Origin of the sequence: Paenibacillus sp. N3/727 (assembly GCF_022637315.1) — a bacterium.
Lineage (GTDB): Bacteria > Bacillota > Bacilli > Paenibacillales > Paenibacillaceae > Paenibacillus_AQ > Paenibacillus_AQ uliginis.
The window spans coordinates 1855874-1873018 of sequence record NZ_CP093336.1 but is presented as its reverse complement, the minus strand read 5'-3'; the positions used below and the strand labels follow the sequence as shown (position 1 = coordinate 1873018).

The following is a 17145-nucleotide window of genomic DNA, read 5'->3' as shown; positions in this document are numbered from 1 at the left end:
CTCTCCCCGTCAGGAGGCAGTATCGACACCTTTTGCTTCGTTACTTACATATTTATCTGATCTTGTTCTACGCTCGTATTAATGTTATTCAACCGTTGTCGTTTAGATTTCCGGAAGAAAAAAGCTTCATATATTACAGGTACGACTACCAAGGTCAGTAATGTTGATACCGCCAATCCGCCAACTACGACGACTGCCAAGCCTTTTGAAACGATACTGCCAAGCTCCGGTTTCGAAAAGAGCACCGGCAGAAGTGCAAATATGGTAGCCGCAGCCGTCATCAGGATTGGACGAAGTCTGACATTTCCTGCTTCGATTAGAGCCTCTCGTATGATCATTGTTTTTTCGTTCTGTTTCACCCGGTCCAGCAAAACAATTGCATTTGTGACTACAATTCCTATCAGCATCAATGCGCCTATCAGGGCAAACGTATCTACGGGTATTCTACTAATAATCAAACCCAGTATTGAACCAACCGCTGCGAATGGCAATGAGAAAAGAATAACAAATGGCATTCTTAGATTCTTAAACATAATGACTAAAAGTAAATAAATAATGCCAATCGAAACGATCATAGCTGTGAATAAGTTATTGGTATCCACACTCTGCTGTGCCCCTGCTCCGCCTATATCCAAGGAGACTCCATCAGGCAGCTTAAGCGACGAGGTTTCCAAGGCAATTTGATTGTTAATGGTACTTAATTTACTTCCATCTACAGTAGCTGTGATACGAATGAAATCATGACTGTTCTTCCTAAGAATCGTAGATTGTTGCTCCGTTTTTTCAATTTTCGCAACTTCACTTAATGCAATCTCACCTGTCTTTCCAATCACTTTCAAATCTTGCAGGTTGTCTCCGGTTTGCAATGGATTCGTTATATCCAATAAAATCGGTGTCGCAATTCCATCCAATATCATCGAACCGATTGGTATTTGATTCAACTGCATATTTAATTGCATTGCCAGATTTGAAACATTCGTTGTGCCAGGATCCACATTAATATTATAGATTGTTTTTTTCTCTGTCAGATTAGTGCTGATTTTTTGAATTCCCTCAATTGGGTTCAGTGCTTCAGTAACACTCTTAGCTGCTGTTTCCAAATCCTCCTGATGACTTCCTGAAAGATCAAGAACGATAGCATTATTTGCTGAACTCAATCCGCTTGATTCCGTATATTCAAAATCAGCATTCGGGTACTGATCTTTGAAGGTAATAATTTTGTCTATTAAATGATCTGCATTCGCATCCTCTTTTAAGAAGATGGTAAATGCAATGGATGTCGGTGACTGAACAGATCCCAATTTCAGGTCCTCTTCGCTAACACCTAAATGAATAAATTCATGCTTGGTTTCTGGTTGCTGCCTTACCAAATCTTCTAGTTGAAGTGCAGTTTGTTTGACGGTTTCATAAGGGGTATCGCTTGGAAGAGTCAGGTTGATATCAATCTGCGAGGTATCGTTATTATTTATCGTGCCTTTAGGTATAACCCCATAAGCTACGATAGAACCAATTAATAGAACAAAGGTTGCTGCAAGTGTGATAAATTTGTGATTTAAAGTCCATTTTAACACGGCCTGATACGATTTCACCTGCTTATGCTTCTTTGGCTTGACATTCTTCATGAAACTATGACCTAACAATGGGACTACCGTTATAGCAACAAATAAAGAAGCCAATAAAGAATAGGTTACTGTTAGAGCAAAGGGCAGAATCATCGCGGACAAGCCTTTAACCAATCCAAGCGGCAAGAATACACAAACGGAGGTCAAGGTTGAAAGTGTGATAGCTCCTGCGACATCTTTAACCGAGTCGATAATAACGTCTTTGGTATAGCCTTCTGTCTGTGACCTGCGGTATAGGTTTTCGATAACGACAATACTGTCATCTACTAATCGTCCGATCGCAACAGCAATACCGCCGATAGTAATTACGTTCAAACTTATACCTGATAACGATAAAAAGAATAAAGTAATTGCCAGCGACAATGGTATGCTGATAATTGTAATAAGTGTCATTCTCCAATTTCTCAAGAACAGAAAGATAATCAAGGTTGCGAACAAAGTACCCAGCAGTACCTCACGCATCATACTATTAACAGAACCTGTAATAAAGGAGTCGCTCGACCAAACAAGGGATGTCTCGATGTCGCCCTTGTAATCCTCGTTCATTTTCTTAATTTCAGATGCTATATTCTTTCCAACCTCTACAGCATTCCCGCCTGCAACCTTGTTCACTAAAAGAACAACGCCATCTTGACCATTTAAATGAGTCATCGTCTTTGTATCTTTAGAAAGGCTGATCTTTGCAACATCGCTTAGTTTAACATCAGCCGCAACATTAAGTTCCCCGAGCGATTGTAAGTCATTTAAGTTGCCGACAACTTTAAGGGATACTGCTGTGTTATCCACAACATGGCTGCCTAAGGACACGACTAAATTTTGACCATTTAACAGGCTCATCAGACTTTCCATTGATATTTTATGCTTACTCAATTCACCTGGGTCTACACGAATAATCACATTTTGCATAACACCACCAGTATTTCGAATGCTTCCTACATCTGTGATCTTCTGTAATCGGGGGATGATTTCGTTATTAATTTTATCCATTCCTGTAGATGACATTTGTTCAGATAATCCGATTCCCAGGATAGAAACCGGCATGCTGTCCGTACTGGGTTGATAAATATAAGGCTTGCTTACCCCTGCTGGAAGCTGAAGCCCGTTTACGATTTTTTCTGTTTCGGCAACAGCTTCTTTCATCTTAATTCCGAGTTGGAACTTTATCGTGACCTGGGAGTAACCGTCCCCGGTAGTAGATATTACAGAGGATTGCCCCTTCACATTTGCTACCGCTCTCTCAATCGGTTCCGTCGCAGATACCAGCATCGAATTTGAATCCATGGATTGTCCCACTGTCGTGATGCTAATTGTAGATACTTCCATCGAAGGTTGTAATTCCCTTGGCATTTTAGAGTAGCTGAAAATGCCGACAAGCAAACTTAAAAAAACGATAACCAGAATTGCTGCTTTGTTCGCCATAGCCCATTTCGTGATTCTGTGCATCCTTTTAGCTCCTTAAAGTAGAATTAATTTAATTTTTACCAAATTATGTATCGACAATTGTATTATATACCACAATACACTTAAGTCAATGATAACTTTTTATTCAAAATACTGTAAATGCATTGACTTGTTTGTATTAACATATATAATACAATTCATGAGGAGTCATAAAGCAGTGAGGGGGATGTGAAATGGATATTATTCAAGTAGGCGACCTCACGTTCCAGTTGGATTACAGTAAGCCTCTGTATGAGCAGATCATCAACCAATTTCGATCTGACATTGCACAGGGGCATATCCAATTGGGTACAAGAACACTTTCAGTCCGTGATCTAGCTAAAGGGCTAAAAGTTAACCCCAATACAGTCATGCGGGCTTATCAGGAATTGGAGCGGGATAATCTTTTTGAAACTCGAAGGGGGCATGGAACTTTTGTAACCTCATCCCAGAAGAAAGTGGACGAACTTCAACGATCTCTGGCAACTCAGGCAGTTAGCAACTTCGTCACGTCTATAAAGAGCATAGGATTTACGAAAGACTCTGCCATAACATTGATTGAGGAGGCTGAGTGGAATTGATAACTCATGGGCCTAATTCATTAGTCACCAATTCAGATGCTGTTGTATGTAAGGAACTTGTTAAACGTTATAAACAAAAGCTTGTTCTTAATCAATTTACAGCTTCATTTCCTGCCGGTAAGATAACTGGTCTTCTTGGACAGAACGGAGCAGGCAAGTCCACATTACTCAAGATTATTGCAGGATTAACCCAACCTGATCATGGAGAGGCCCGAGTTTTTGGTGAAAAAATCCATTGGAAACAAAATCATGATATTACTATTTTGTCTGATCGCACCAAATGGTATGAGCATCACACTGTATTGGAAGCTATAAAATTCTCCAAAGTTTTGTTTCCTTCTTTCGATTTAGAAAAAGCCTTGGAACTAATCCAGTTCATGGAATTGGATGCCGATCAAAAAGTACATACATTATCCAAAGGACAGGAATCACGTTTGTATCTTGTGCTATGCCTTGCACGGAATACAAAACTTGTGCTATTGGATGAACCTTTCTCAGGTATTGATCTCGTATCTAAAGAACAAATCATTCAGGTCATTATTGACTATATGGTTGAATCTCCTTTCACTCTTATTATTAGTACACATGAGATTCACGAAACAGAAGGATTATTCGATCACGCTGTTTTTATCCGCAATGGGGCTAACGTATTGTCAGGGGATGTAGAATACTTGCGCGCCACACAGGGATCAATCGAAACTATATATAGGGGGATTTATCGATGAGTTCTTTTTGGAGCCTTGTGCAAAACGACCATTTATTGGGTGATAAATCAAATCGAAAACCGGCATATTTATGGATTTCCGCTCTTCTGCTCCTTCTGTTTTTCACATGGTATACCGTAGTCCTTCTCTTTGGAACAGCAATCGCTCCTCTCAACTTGCTAAAGATTACTCCTTTGTTGATATTCGTATTTGCCGGAGTTTCAATAAAGTTATCCATTAAAGAATGGAGGAAACAAACAATCAGTTGGTGGCTAATGTTGCCGTTTCCTCGATATTATTTATTATGTGCAAAAGCACTTTCCGCTTTGCTCATTTGTTTCAAAATACTCTTATTATGCTACGCAATCACACTTGCAACTGGCCTTGAAAGTTATTGGCTCAGCCCTGAATTATTTAATATTCATCACTCCTTAGGAAGTTACTTTTATGAAGTTAGTATGAACTACTTTGGATATCTAATACTGAGTCCTTTAATCATCTCAATTACCATCACTTTGGTAATGTTATTCAAATCCAGATTGAAATTTTATGTTCTTCTGATCATTATGCTTGCCTCACCTTTACTCAGCTTGGTGTTTTCAGATCACAATATCATTTCAAAGAATCCCAACTTATCCTTTAAATTATCCTTTCAGCTGCCAGAGTATATATCTTCTGATTATTTATCTTCATATCTACCAATCACTTTACTTGTGTCCCTGTTGGTTTCGGCAATGTTACTGTTTGTATCTTCCTTAATATTAGAGAAAAAAATACAAATCTAAACTAAGATAAAGCATATTCGCAACTTATAGGGCTACTGCTTATTCTCTTACTTTAGAATTCCCTCGCGATTCAATGCGAAAGAGGTTCATCTCTCAGAATCTTTTGCGCACTGTAATCGCAGGGTTTTCCTTATTTTAAATTTCCCTATAAATCGATAATGCCTCAACTGGCTTAAAATCACTAACTAAGAAAAGAACAGCCTCAAATTAATGGCTGTTCTTACTATAACCTTCAGCTCTTTACTATGCATTCGACAAAAGAGGCGATAGGAGGTTGACATGCCATTTATCTACACTTAAACGCCCTTGATAATTATTCAAGATTCCCCTCAAACGTTTTGCAGCGCATCATTGATGATATCCACAACATACAACATGCTGTCTTCAATGATAAAGAAATGTCCCCCCATTACTTTTTTGATATTACATTGCTTCTCCGCATGAAACCGCCATTCATTTATATCAAAATTCATAATACTTCGATCGTTAGTCCCATTTATCACAGTGAGGTCACAAACAATTTTCTCTTTTTTTTCCTGGTGTTTATATGTCTCTGTAATTTTGAAATCCGCTCTTAAAATTGGCAAGAAAAGTTGAAGCAACTCTTGATTCTGGATAACTTCCTTTGAAGTACCCCCATATTCTAATACAACTTGTAGAAATTGCTCATCCGACGCGTCATGGCAAATAGGCCTATCAGATTTATGAGAGCATTGAGGTGCCTCTCTTCCGCTAAAAAACATATGTTTTGGCGCATGACACCCTCTTTCCATCAACTTGTAATATGTTTCAAAAGCAAGCAAGGATCCCATGCTATGTCCATATATAGCATACATTTCGTTTGATTCCAGCTGATTCATAATTGAGGAAGCCAAATCTTCAGTTACATCCTCAAACTGTTGGGGAAGCGGTTCACAAATTCGCTTTCCTCTCCCGGCAATCTCTACTGGGCACAATTCAATATGATTAGATAGGAACTTTCTCCACTTCCAATATACTTCGGTTGTCCCCCCTGCGTAGGGGATACAAAATAATTTGATCGGTTTCATTTCATCCCGCCTTATGTACTCTTTTTCGGAAGATATATTACACTATGGCCGTCGCCCCTCATCAACAACAGAAAGAGAACGTTATTGATGAGGGGAAAAAGAAACACAACCATAATCATCTTATTTGAAACGTATTAACATATTACAAGTTACCCAGAAGCCTAATCAAATCTATATCAGGCAATTCGATTCCAACTATTACATCAATGTAACAATATCAGCCTTCCCCACAGCTCTTTTCTTATCAATAAATGCCGCAAGCTCCTCTACTGTTGGATAAGTAAAAATATCCGAAATGTCAACCATTCCAGGGTAGATGGAACCTAATTCTTTCATCAGCTGCATAGCATGAATGGAATCGCCACCAATAGAATTGAAATTTTCGTAAATATCAATTTCATCTAAATCAAGTGTAATTGCATAGATGTAGGCCACATTTTTTTCCGCTTCGGTGTACTCCTTACCCTTTCCCAGAATCAATAAGTCTTCTGGATTCAGTAGTTTATTTACTTCCTTACTTCCCATATCCTTGTTCTTTCTCTTATAACGTGCAAGTTTCTTCTGTAAATCATCAGATAGTCCGAAAGGCAGATTGTCTTCACCGATTTGCCAGAGCATATCAAGATTGATCTGGCCCGGAACCACATTACTTAATTTGGAATTCATGACATTGTCCAGAGCGCTAATCGCAACATGAGTATCCAGCGATTTAAACATTGTTAAAGAATCAGCCACTTGATAGTCGACCGCCATACCGGTTTCACTCCAACCAGGCCAGTTAATTGTCTGAGCTGCCAACCCTTTTTTCAAAAGATACGATGCGTATGCATCAAGAAACGCATTGGCTGCCGTGTAATCGCCTTGACCGAGTCCGCCGAACAAACTTTGCATCGAGGAGAACAGAATGAAGAAATCAAGCTCCTGATCTCTTGTTAATTCATCGATAATGACAGTGCCAAAGACCTTCGGAGTAAGGACACTATTAAAAATGTCCATGTCTTTGCGGAATAGAAAGCCTTCGCCGGCAACGCCTGCACAATGTACGACCCCATTGATGCGGCCATACACCGCCTTTAATTCTTCAACGATGATATTCATTTGACCAACATCACACACATCTGAATACCGTAGAATGACGTTGCATCCTTTGCTTTCAAGACGCTGAATGCCGCGGATTAAACTGCATGCTTTTTTGTCTTCTTCTTTATCTAACACAGCTTGCCATTCGGAACGTTCCTGTAGCTTTCTCCGGCCTAATAAACAGATATTGCATGGTCCCGAATCTCCCAAAAGCAATGCGGTTTCTAAGCCGAGACCGCCTGTCCCTCCAGTGATCAGATAGATTCCTTCATTTTTGATTTTAACTTCCTTAATATCATCAGGCTGAACGTCGATAGTTACTAGCATTTCGGTATAGCGTACATTGTTGCGGTAAGCGACACGGAAGGCTTGCTTATCTATGCGAAGCGCTTCATTCATCACTGTGTCAATACTGGTAAGATAATCGATGTCGATACATTTGTATGTGTATAATGGGCATTCCGCTTGAGTCGCTTTGGCCAGAGCTAAAAATGATGCGTTAGCAGGTTTGATATAGGCTTCTTCGTTGTCAATAGCATGAGCATTTTCAGTCAGTAAGACAAAATTCACATTGTTATTTTTCATGTTCAAAAGGCCTCTTGTCAGGTAGAGCAGGGAGTACAAGCCTTGATTTAACGCCGCAGGATACTGCTCAAGGGCAAAATCCGTTTGGTTAAAATTAATAGTGCCCAAGTGATAGACAGTTGAGATATTCTCCGGGCCAATCGATTCCAGAAGCTTCAAATAATCCTCTTCCGATGAACCTACGGTGTAGTGTGACGAATCAAGCTTTGCGAAAGCCTCACCGAAGGATACAAAATACAGATGGTTATCTAATGTCTGGAGTCTACCTGCTAGATCACTTGATAACCCGGATTGATCCGTAAAGATCAGGATATCACCATCTGGAATCAAGCTCTCACTCTTATCCGCCGCTTGCGGAGCCCACCTTACCCCATAAAAAGAATTATTTACGTACTCATGGATATTATTGATCTTCTTCAGTGAAGTTTCTTCTATTTCGGCAATAATGTTTCCTTCCATATCCGCAAGCACCACATTAAAGCTCATGATTTCGGAATCATTACCTTTTGGAATTCTTCTGATTTTGCTGTAAAAGTGTCCCGGCAGCTTTTTGTAGAACTTCAGGCCCTTATAGGAGAACGGTAAGAAGTGTTCTTCACCTTGATAGAGCAGCATGGTGGCCATATTGACGGCTGTATCCATCAAACCGGGATGGCAAGCATATTCTTCCAAATCCTTTGATAACTTATCGGGAATTTTAACTTCCGTATAGATGGTTAGGCCTTCCTCATCCTTATTCTGATAGAAATGCTGTACGCAGTTCCATCTTTCCCCAAAAGCGTTCATTCCGTTCTCGTCCAACGTTGTCTTTAACGGAAGTACAGTCACCTCAGGATCTGTCACAATGCTGTTAAATTCAGCTGTTTTTTCGACGGTGTCGTTATGAAAATATGCATTGCCTCTTGCATGTTCAATCCAAGTGTCACCATTTGCGTTCGCATGTCTAGAAACAACAGAGAAGCTTGCATCGCCCTCTTCCTTAGTAATAACGATATGAGTTTCCAGATCCTCATCTTCAGCAGAGGCTACCAACGGAGAAAGGAATACAATGTTTTTAATCACAACGTTCTCGTTGTCATAGCACTGCCGGAATGATTCTTTAATGACCTCAATGTACGCTGTGCCGGGAAGTATATTGCCGCCCATAATTTTATGGTCCTGCAGTACCCAATGCTTCTTAAGATTAAAGTTCATCAGATATATGTTTTGTCTCATGGAGTCGACAAGACATCTCTCAACCAGAGGATGGAGTGCCTGATTGTTCGCTGCAGCATCTTCGCTTACAATTTTTGTCACTTTGACATCACCCCAGTAATGAGTTCTATCAAATGGATAGGTTGGTAATGGGACACGACTATAAAGCCCTTGCCGGTATACCTGGGTCCAGTCTACATTAGCCCCCTTAACATACAAGGCACATAAATCTAAAAGCATTGAACAATAGTCCTCGTCCTCTTCACGATCCTTCAATGTATCCGCAATCTTCTGGGCTTGTGATTTGATGTGGCGAAGCTCGCTTTCGGTAATTTCTCCTTCCTGCTTATGCTGGCGTTTGTCGGATACAACGTGGTTCTTGTTATAAAAGATCTGTTTGTCTTCGATGGATTTCAATCCGCTTTGACTGAGCAATTCGATTTTTTCCTTCAATTGCTCCAGACTATTAATAACCATAGCCACACGATATCCGTAATCTCCCCGTCCCGTATTGGCTGTGAAACAAAGATTGTCAATATTTAATTGTGTTTTATTTTCCAAGTATTTATTGTAATTCTTGATGATATTAAGCATGGCAGTCTCTGTTTTCGCAGATAGCGTCAGAATATTATTTCTGGATATGCCCGTTTTCGTTTCCTGTACTTCTTGATATTCCTCAACAACCATATGACAGTTTGTCCCACTGAAACCGTAGGAGCTAACACCTGCACGGAGTGGCTGCTCATTATCTTCCCAATGTGTGACTTTATCTACTACAAAAATCGGCGAATCCATAAAATTAATATGTGGATTTGGTTCTTCGAAATGCAGGCTCGGTGGTAACGTATGCTGATTCATTGATAACAATACTTTCAACAGGTTTGCAGGCCCCGAAGCTCCGACCGTATGTCCGATACTTGTCTTGACAGAACCAATGCCGCAGAATTGTTTTCTATCAGTGTATTTCGAAAAGGCATTCGAAAGACTGAGAATTTCAATCGGATCACCCAGTTGTGTGGCCGTCCCATGTGCTTCTACATAGCTAATAGATTCGGGCGCAACTTTAGCCCGCTTCCACGCATCAATGATCACTTCCTCTTGCGCCAGCGGGTTCGGGGCGGTCAGACCATTAGAAGCACCATCATTGTTAATCGCACTGCCTTTGATAATACCGTAAATATGGTCACGATCTTTCACCGCTTTTGTGAGCGACTTTAGTACAAATACGACAACACCTTCACCAAAAACAGTTCCGCTGGACTTTTTGTCAAAGGAACGTACCCGGTTATCATTTGATGAGACTGCCTGCATAACGCCATTGCCCTCTTCATCTGCCTTTTCCGTTTCACTAACCGATTTAGCGCCCTTTGAGCCAATAGAAATTCCACCGGCAAGTGCCATTTCACATTCCTGATTTCGAATTGAATTGCAGGCCTCATGAATCGCAACTAATCCAGAGGAGCAAGCTGTATCGAGTACCATTGCTGGCCCTTTCAGATTGAAAATGTAGTTGATCCGGCTGGCAAGAATGCCGCTCCAGATTCCACTCAGTGTCATTTGATCCCATTCAGTAATGTACTTATATTCAGTTGTGGTTGTACTATCCTTGCCAACAAAAACACCTGTTTTGGTATTTTTAATATTCTCCGCCCCATAACCAGCATCTTCAATCGCGCTCCATGCGACTTCCATGAAAACCCGCTGTTCTGGATCTATACATTTCGCTTCTCTCGGAGGGATACCGAAGAAGTTCGCATCAAATTTATCCATATCTTCAACAAACAACCCTAAGAAATCTTCCAAATTCTCATGGTCGTCGGTAATTTGATTCATCCCGACAAATTCCGCATAATGTTTATTTTTAAATACTTTTTCGTAGATCAGCTTGTCTGCCGGCTTGGGGCTCAAACAGGTTCTTCCGTTCAGCAAATTGTCCCAGAACTCTTCTGGATTATTCGCCATAGGAAGCCTGCAAGCTGTACCGATAATAGCAATTTCCTGCGTACTCTCCGTCTCTTTATTCTGCAATTCGCTTAACAATTGTACTGCTTCCTGCTGCGATAAAATTTGTTTACCTAGTTGGTCTAAAATAAACCGTTTTACATTATTCAACTTATTCACTCCTTTGAGATATTTTTACTCATCAAGCAGTGCCAGTATTTGATCGAGATCCATATCGCCACCGACAAACTGTGCAACCATTTTTTCAAGATTCTTTTCGTTCTGTTCTTCCTCAATCACGAGCTTTTTCGTACTTGCGCTCACCTTGGACTCGATATAATTTGAAATATCCAAAACAGAGGAATAAACAAAGATATCGGTAATGGCCGTTACTCCTGGGTAGGCTTTATTCAATTCCTTGTGCAGATAAGCAGCCAACAATGAGTTACCTCCGGATTCGAAAAACTTGTCATGGAGATCGACTTCATCTACACTAAGGGTTTTAACCCAGGCGGAGATCACATGCTTTTCAATTTCCGTCAGTTTATCCATACTTTTCCCAGTCACGACAACATCATGAAGATCTCGCTCAGTGGTCGTAGTTACCTTTGTGGCAGTTCCACGCTTTTTCTCTATTTTTTCAGAGAACTTTATTTTTTCCCCATACCCTTGACTTTCTGATGCTAACACAGAGTAATTGACGTCACCCACCAAAACTCTAGGCAACCCGGTTTGCAGCGCGTAAGCAAAGGCATTGGCCCCTTCTGCATCCTTAACAAAATGCACATACATTCCGTTTGCATTCAGACCATTAGCAACGGCCATACCCGACTCACTCCAACCTGTCCAGTTGATGGTCAGACTTGGAATTCCTAAACTTCTACGATAATATGTAAAGCTGTCCTGATAGGCATTGGCCGCTATATAATCACTCTGCCCTGCTGCTCCAAACAGAGATGCGAACGACGAGCACATAACGAAGAAACTCAGTTGATCGTCACGGGTCAATTCATGAAGCATCCATGTCCCGTAGACCTTCGGGCGTAAGACCGCCTCGAATGTTTCCCAATCCTTTTTCATAATGAATCCGTCACCCGCCACACCAGCGGTATGGATCACACCATCGATCGCTCCAAACTGATCTCGGATATCCTGCAACGTCTCCTTCAACTGTCCATAATCAGCGATATCAACCTGTAAGATTTCTAAATCTTTTCCATCCGACCAAAGTTTATTTACTTGATCGAGCTTGTTCTGGAAGAAGATATCATCATGTACCTTTAACGCCTTAAACATCTCACGGGAATACGTCCTGTTCAGAAGAATGACGCGAATCGCCGGATTCACACTAAACAAATATCTACAGATGGCTAGTCCCATGCCGCCTAATCCGCCGGTGATGATGTAAGTCCCTTGATCCTTGAGTTTCAGCTTTTTCTCAGCCAATTGCTCGGAGTAAGGCACCGTATCCAGCTGTTCTACATATCTCTTGTTATCTCTAAAAGCCACCGCGTACATCGTTTCGTCATAAAACAATTCATCCAGGAGGGACGCTATCTCCGTATTTCCATCACAATCCACAGTGCGAGTTTTAATATTAGCGTACTCTTCTCCAATGCTAGCCCCCATCCCGGCTAGTGCACGATTAATTGGGTATACTTGATCTTCATCACCCGTTACGAAGGTCGCATTCGACGTCATCAAGACTAGGCGGATCTCTTGCCTAACGTCTTGCTTCAGCAGTGCTTTAATCAGGTCAAATGTGCTTTTCAAAATAATCTTTGTTTCATACACAACATCATGAACTGATTGAACATCCCCATTCGAAAGTGACGCCAGTTGTACGATGTACTTGATTCTCTCTTTAGGAAATAGACTCAGCCAACCTTCAAAATCATTATCTCCAGCGAGCTGGAACGCTACCATGCGGTGACCAAACCGGTGTTGCAGTGCTTCCATCAGCGGACTGAACTTCTGGTCAGGTCGATGCAATACTAAAAGGAGATCCTCATCATCTAGAAACATCAAGGCATTTTCATGTGCATTTTCATAAGAAACCCAGCTCGTTGCATGATACATGTCTAATTGGCTGTTTTCTTTCCTCATGAAAAATTCCGGCTGATGCACTTTCTTAATGCTGTAGTCTTCCAGTTCGGCAATAACCCGTCCATTTTCCGTCAAAAGTGTGATATCGAAGGCTGCAAATTCATCCGAATCGTTTCCCTGAGTTTTTCTTTTAATGTGACTATACAAATTTTCTGGAAGTGCCTCGTAGAACCTAGCTTTTGAACAAGAGAACGGCAAATACACACTTTGCAGGAGGAAATTGCCTCCATTTATTGCCGGGTCCAACATGGACGGAAATAAAAAGTAATTTTTTATGTCCTGTGTAAGAGATGAATTCAGTTCAAGGTGAAGCAAAACTTCATTGTCATTTAAATAGACGTCCTTTAAATGGCCCCACTTTTCTCCATCGATCTCAACGATCGACAGAGTGTTTGGTTTTGTCGCCGTATCGGCCTTTTTACAACGGTCAATAATTTCATTTGCATGTAAAGTAAATCGCACTTGTTCACATTCTTCACTCACCCTCAGTTCCAGATGAGGCGTCCACTCATGTTCATCATTATTTTTGCTGTAGCATGAGATGCTCAACTCAGAATTCTCCATTTTTGCAAGCGTGTGAACAATCCGCACTTCATCTTCCTTACAAACAAATGGGACTAAGTAGGACAGTTCCTGAATCTCGAAATGATTTTTTTTCAAAAAACGGCTACTGACAAACTGAGCCATCTCAATAAATGCAGTTCCAGGTAAAACATACACGCCGTTGATCTTATGAGATTTTAGTTCCCAACAGCTATCTATACTCATATCAGTGGCATACACCTGCATTTGATGAGTATCGAGAACACATTTATGAACCAAGGGATGAAGCTTCGCCAAGTTATTATTTTGTAATGATGAAGATTCCTTTTCAGGGAAATTAATCCAGTAACGTTTATAATTAAAGGGATAAGTAGGAATATTCAGTCTATACCGAACCTCATTTTTATAAAACTGATGCCACTGAATGTCTGCTCCCTGAACATAGAGGTCTAAGGTTTTCTGCAGCAGCTGCTCATATAAATTAGCATCCTGCTCCTCATTGACCTGTTCGATTAATAGATTTGCCTGCTCCGTTAATGACTTTTTCCAAGAGGAAGTAATATATCCCTCTATCTGCAGTTGTACATCTGTCACCTTATGTTCGCGATACATATAACGCTCATCAGTAAGCTGATGAATGTCAAACACTTGGTTTGAAAAATCATCGATTGAATCGAGAATCATCGCAAACCGGCAATTGTAATGCCCACGGCCGATATTAGCCGTATAACAGAAATCATCCAAACTACAATCTGGAAACCGCCGGAGATAGGTCTGATAATCCTTAATCAAACGCATAACCCCCTCCTTGTTCTTCGCAGAGACGGTCAACAATCTTACTGGAGCGGCGCTTTCTTCCATTCTTTGCAACACAGGTGCTTCCTCCAAGACCAGATGACAGTTCGTACCGCTCATTCCAAAGGAGCTGACCCCACATCTTCTCGAACCGGATTCCGTTTCCCAGGGCACCAATTTGTCATTGATGTAAACCGGGGATGATATAAAGTTGATCTTTCGGTTTGGCACCTCAAAATGAAGAGTAGGCAGTAATTGCTTGTGCTTCAGCATCAAGATTGCTTTCACCAAGCCTGCAAGCCCCGAAGCGCAGTCTAGATGCCCGGCATTTGATTTCACTGAACCAATTGCACAAAACTGCTTCTTATCTGTAAAACTGCCGAATGCTCGTTCGATACCATTGATTTCGACTGGATCTCCTAGATTAGTAGCGGTACCGTGCGCTTCGATATAGGTGATCGTTTCCGGATTAATACCCGCATCCTTCCACGCTGCCTTGATGACTTCTTCTTGTGCAGCCGCATTTGGAGCTGTGATGCCGACGGATGCACCATCCTGATTGATGCTGCTGCCCTTAATTACAGCATAGATGTTATCGCGATCCCGTACGGCCTGACGTAGCGATTTAAGGACGATACAGATGACGCCTTCACCTATACCAGTACCATCTGCACGATCATCAAATGTTTTGGTTCTGCCGGAAGAGGATTCGATCCCCATCTTCTTTCCATGCTGATGAGGAGGCAATGTCTTCAAGCGTACAGAACCCGCCAACGCCATCGAAACCTCACCGTCTCTAATTTGCTGACAAGCCAGATGAACAGCCACTAACGAAGATGAGCAAGAAGTATCAACATTAACCGCTGGACCTTTCAAATTCAGAAAATAGCTGATTCGGCTTGCGATAATCGCGTCCACATTTCCTGACACCGCCACGCCATACATATAATTATCAGTCTCTTCAACCACCATATTGTATGGATTTTGTGGATTGTTGTACCCCAGAAAAACTCCGGTTTTGCTTCCGTTCAAGATACCTTTACCGTATCCAGAATCCTCCAAAGCAGTCCAGGCAGATTCAAGAAACAGCCGTTGAGCCGGCTCCATCAGTTCCGCTTCAGCTGGAGATAACTGAAAAAATCCGGCATCGAACAAATCCAACCGATCTATATAAGAGCATGGGGTCAGTTCTTCAGGCAATTGCCTATTAAACTTTAATTTATAGAACTGGTTAGCGTCCTTCCAGCGTTCTACTGGGAAATCTCGTATCAGATCAAAACCATTACTCAAATAATCCCAAAGTTCCTCGACGTTTTTAGCACTTCCGATCTTTGCGTCAATACCGATAATAGCAATGTCATTCCCCCCAACATCGGCAGCTGCAGATACAGGCACATCACTGGAATCGGGAAGAATCGAAAGATGCTTTAAAGCATTCAAATCCATAAAGATTCCCCCCTTAATTGATCATGCTATAGTCAAAATCTTTGAACAAACCTTGGGTACCCGAATCATTAAACAATTGCTTGAATCTTGCAATTTGTTCGTCTCGCGGAGTTTTCTTGGTGCGAAACATTTTGAGCAGCATTTCAATTGCCAGTTGCATTTCTTCACTGGTTGCTACTCTGTCTTCTCTTTCGATAAGCTGCTGGATATCATTTATGTGATTATATGGTTCGATAACACCCTTACGATATGTTTCCTCATCCCAGTTGAAATTCCGGGTTGCTGCGGAGATTCCCAAGCTTCTCGACAAAAACGGAATATATTTGTTTTTGATGTATTTTTTTAGAGCAATTATTTCTGAAGGATTATCATAAGAGTAGGTTGGAAGATCGGACGTAATACCCTTCATCATGTTTTTCAGAACATTACCTGGTCCAAGCTCAACCGCATACTGTACCGTCAGCATCTTGGCATAGATCATGCAATTGACCCATTGTACAGGCATCACAATCTGAGCAGTCAGATTCTCAACAATGTCCTCTTTTCCCCCATAGGGCTTTGCTGTTACATTCGAAAGGACAGAATATTTGAGATCGTTGAAAGTATATTTGGCCAGTTCCTCCTTGAAAAGCTCTGCAGCAGGCTGCATCAACTCGCAGTGGAAGGGTGCACTCACATTTAGTCGGCTCACCTTGATATCCTCTTTCTCCAATATCGTTACTACTTGATCTACTACATTTCGATTACCGGAGATCACGGTTTGAGTTATCGAATTGAAGTTGGAGATGCTGGCAATCCCCTCCTTTCCCGATACCGATCTGCAAACTTCTTCAAGTTTTTCGATGTCTCGGGTCAATACAGCCACCATTGAGCCGAGCTCGGGGGCAATTGTCTGCTGCATGAATTCCCCTCGTCTTCTCACAATCTTAACCGCATCAGAAAAATTGATAGCGCCAGCGCAAGTCAACGCCGAGATTTCCCCCAAGCTGTGACCAGCCATCAGATCAGGCGTAACCCCTTCTTCTTCCATAAAGACCCGGAACATTGCAACACTGGTGGTCAGAATAGCCGGTTGTGCATTATATGTGAGTGTCAATTCTGACTTTTCACCCTCAAAGCACATTTTTTTCATATCTAAGGATAACGCTTCACTAGCTTGGTCAAAAACTTCGGATGCAATTTTAAAGTTCTCACACAATTTCTTGCCCATTCCAACATATTGCGAACCTTGCCCCGGAAATACAATTGCTTTTTTAGTCATAATTTAGTGACTA

At 41.3% G+C, this 17145-nt stretch carries 8 protein-coding genes; 3 read left to right on the top strand and 5 right to left on the bottom strand.

Annotated elements, in window-relative coordinates; translation table 11 throughout:
- Positions 1-44: 44 nt before the first annotated feature.
- Positions 45-3041, bottom strand: a complete 2997-nt coding sequence (locus MNQ98_RS08160; protein ID WP_241932731.1) for an efflux RND transporter permease subunit — start codon at positions 3039-3041, stop codon at positions 45-47.
- A gap of 215 nt (positions 3042-3256) precedes the next feature.
- On the opposite strand from MNQ98_RS08160, the gene MNQ98_RS08155 reads away from it, so the two are divergent.
- The 3 genes from MNQ98_RS08155 to MNQ98_RS08145 are packed head-to-tail and all read left to right on the top strand — an operon-like array spanning position 3257 to position 5132.
- Positions 3257-3643: a GntR family transcriptional regulator gene (locus MNQ98_RS08155; protein WP_241932730.1), complete on the top strand. Its 387-nt coding sequence runs from the start codon at positions 3257-3259 to the stop codon at positions 3641-3643.
- Positions 3634-4368, top strand: a complete 735-nt coding sequence (locus MNQ98_RS08150; protein WP_241932729.1) for an ABC transporter ATP-binding protein — start codon at positions 3634-3636, stop codon at positions 4366-4368. Before MNQ98_RS08155 ends, MNQ98_RS08150 begins: the two co-directional genes overlap by 10 nt.
- Complete coding sequence (locus MNQ98_RS08145; protein ID WP_241932728.1) at positions 4365-5132, top strand: hypothetical protein; 768 nt, start codon at positions 4365-4367, stop codon at positions 5130-5132. Before MNQ98_RS08150 ends, MNQ98_RS08145 begins: the two co-directional genes overlap by 4 nt.
- Positions 5133-5461: 329 nt before the next feature.
- Here MNQ98_RS08145 and MNQ98_RS08140 read toward each other — a convergent pair whose 3' ends face one another.
- From MNQ98_RS08140 to fabD, 4 genes are all read right to left on the bottom strand, one after another.
- Positions 5462-6181 carry a thioesterase II family protein gene (locus MNQ98_RS08140; protein ID WP_241932727.1) on the bottom strand — a complete coding sequence of 240 codons (720 nt, stop codon included), beginning with the start codon at positions 6179-6181 and terminating at the stop codon, positions 5462-5464.
- A gap of 198 nt (positions 6182-6379) precedes the next feature.
- Complete coding sequence (locus MNQ98_RS08135) at positions 6380-11152, bottom strand: beta-ketoacyl synthase N-terminal-like domain-containing protein (RefSeq protein ID WP_241932726.1); 4773 nt, start codon at positions 11150-11152, stop codon at positions 6380-6382.
- 24 nt (positions 11153-11176) lie between these two features.
- Positions 11177-15871, bottom strand: coding sequence for an SDR family NAD(P)-dependent oxidoreductase (locus MNQ98_RS08130; protein WP_241932725.1), 4695 nt, complete (start codon positions 15869-15871; stop codon positions 11177-11179).
- Positions 15872-15884: 13 nt separating this feature from the next.
- Positions 15885-17132 carry an ACP S-malonyltransferase gene (gene fabD, locus MNQ98_RS08125; RefSeq protein WP_241932724.1) on the bottom strand — a complete coding sequence of 416 codons (1248 nt, stop codon included), beginning with the start codon at positions 17130-17132 and terminating at the stop codon, positions 15885-15887.
- Positions 17133-17145 lie beyond the last annotated feature (13 nt).

Coding starts and splice junctions, on each gene's coding strand:
- MNQ98_RS08160 (WP_241932731.1), bottom strand. CDS start 3,041: ATGGCGAACAAAGCAGCAATTCTGGTTATCGTTTTTTTAAGTTTGCTT.
- MNQ98_RS08155 (WP_241932730.1), top strand. CDS start 3,257: ATGGATATTATTCAAGTAGGCGACCTCACGTTCCAGTTGGATTACAGT.
- MNQ98_RS08145 (WP_241932728.1), top strand. CDS start 4,365: ATGAGTTCTTTTTGGAGCCTTGTGCAAAACGACCATTTATTGGGTGAT.
- MNQ98_RS08140 (WP_241932727.1), bottom strand. CDS start 6,181: ATGAAACCGATCAAATTATTTTGTATCCCCTACGCAGGGGGGACAACC.
- MNQ98_RS08130 (WP_241932725.1), bottom strand. CDS start 15,871: ATGGATTTGAATGCTTTAAAGCATCTTTCGATTCTTCCCGATTCCAGT.
- fabD (WP_241932724.1), bottom strand. CDS start 17,132: ATGACTAAAAAAGCAATTGTATTTCCGGGGCAAGGTTCGCAATATGTT.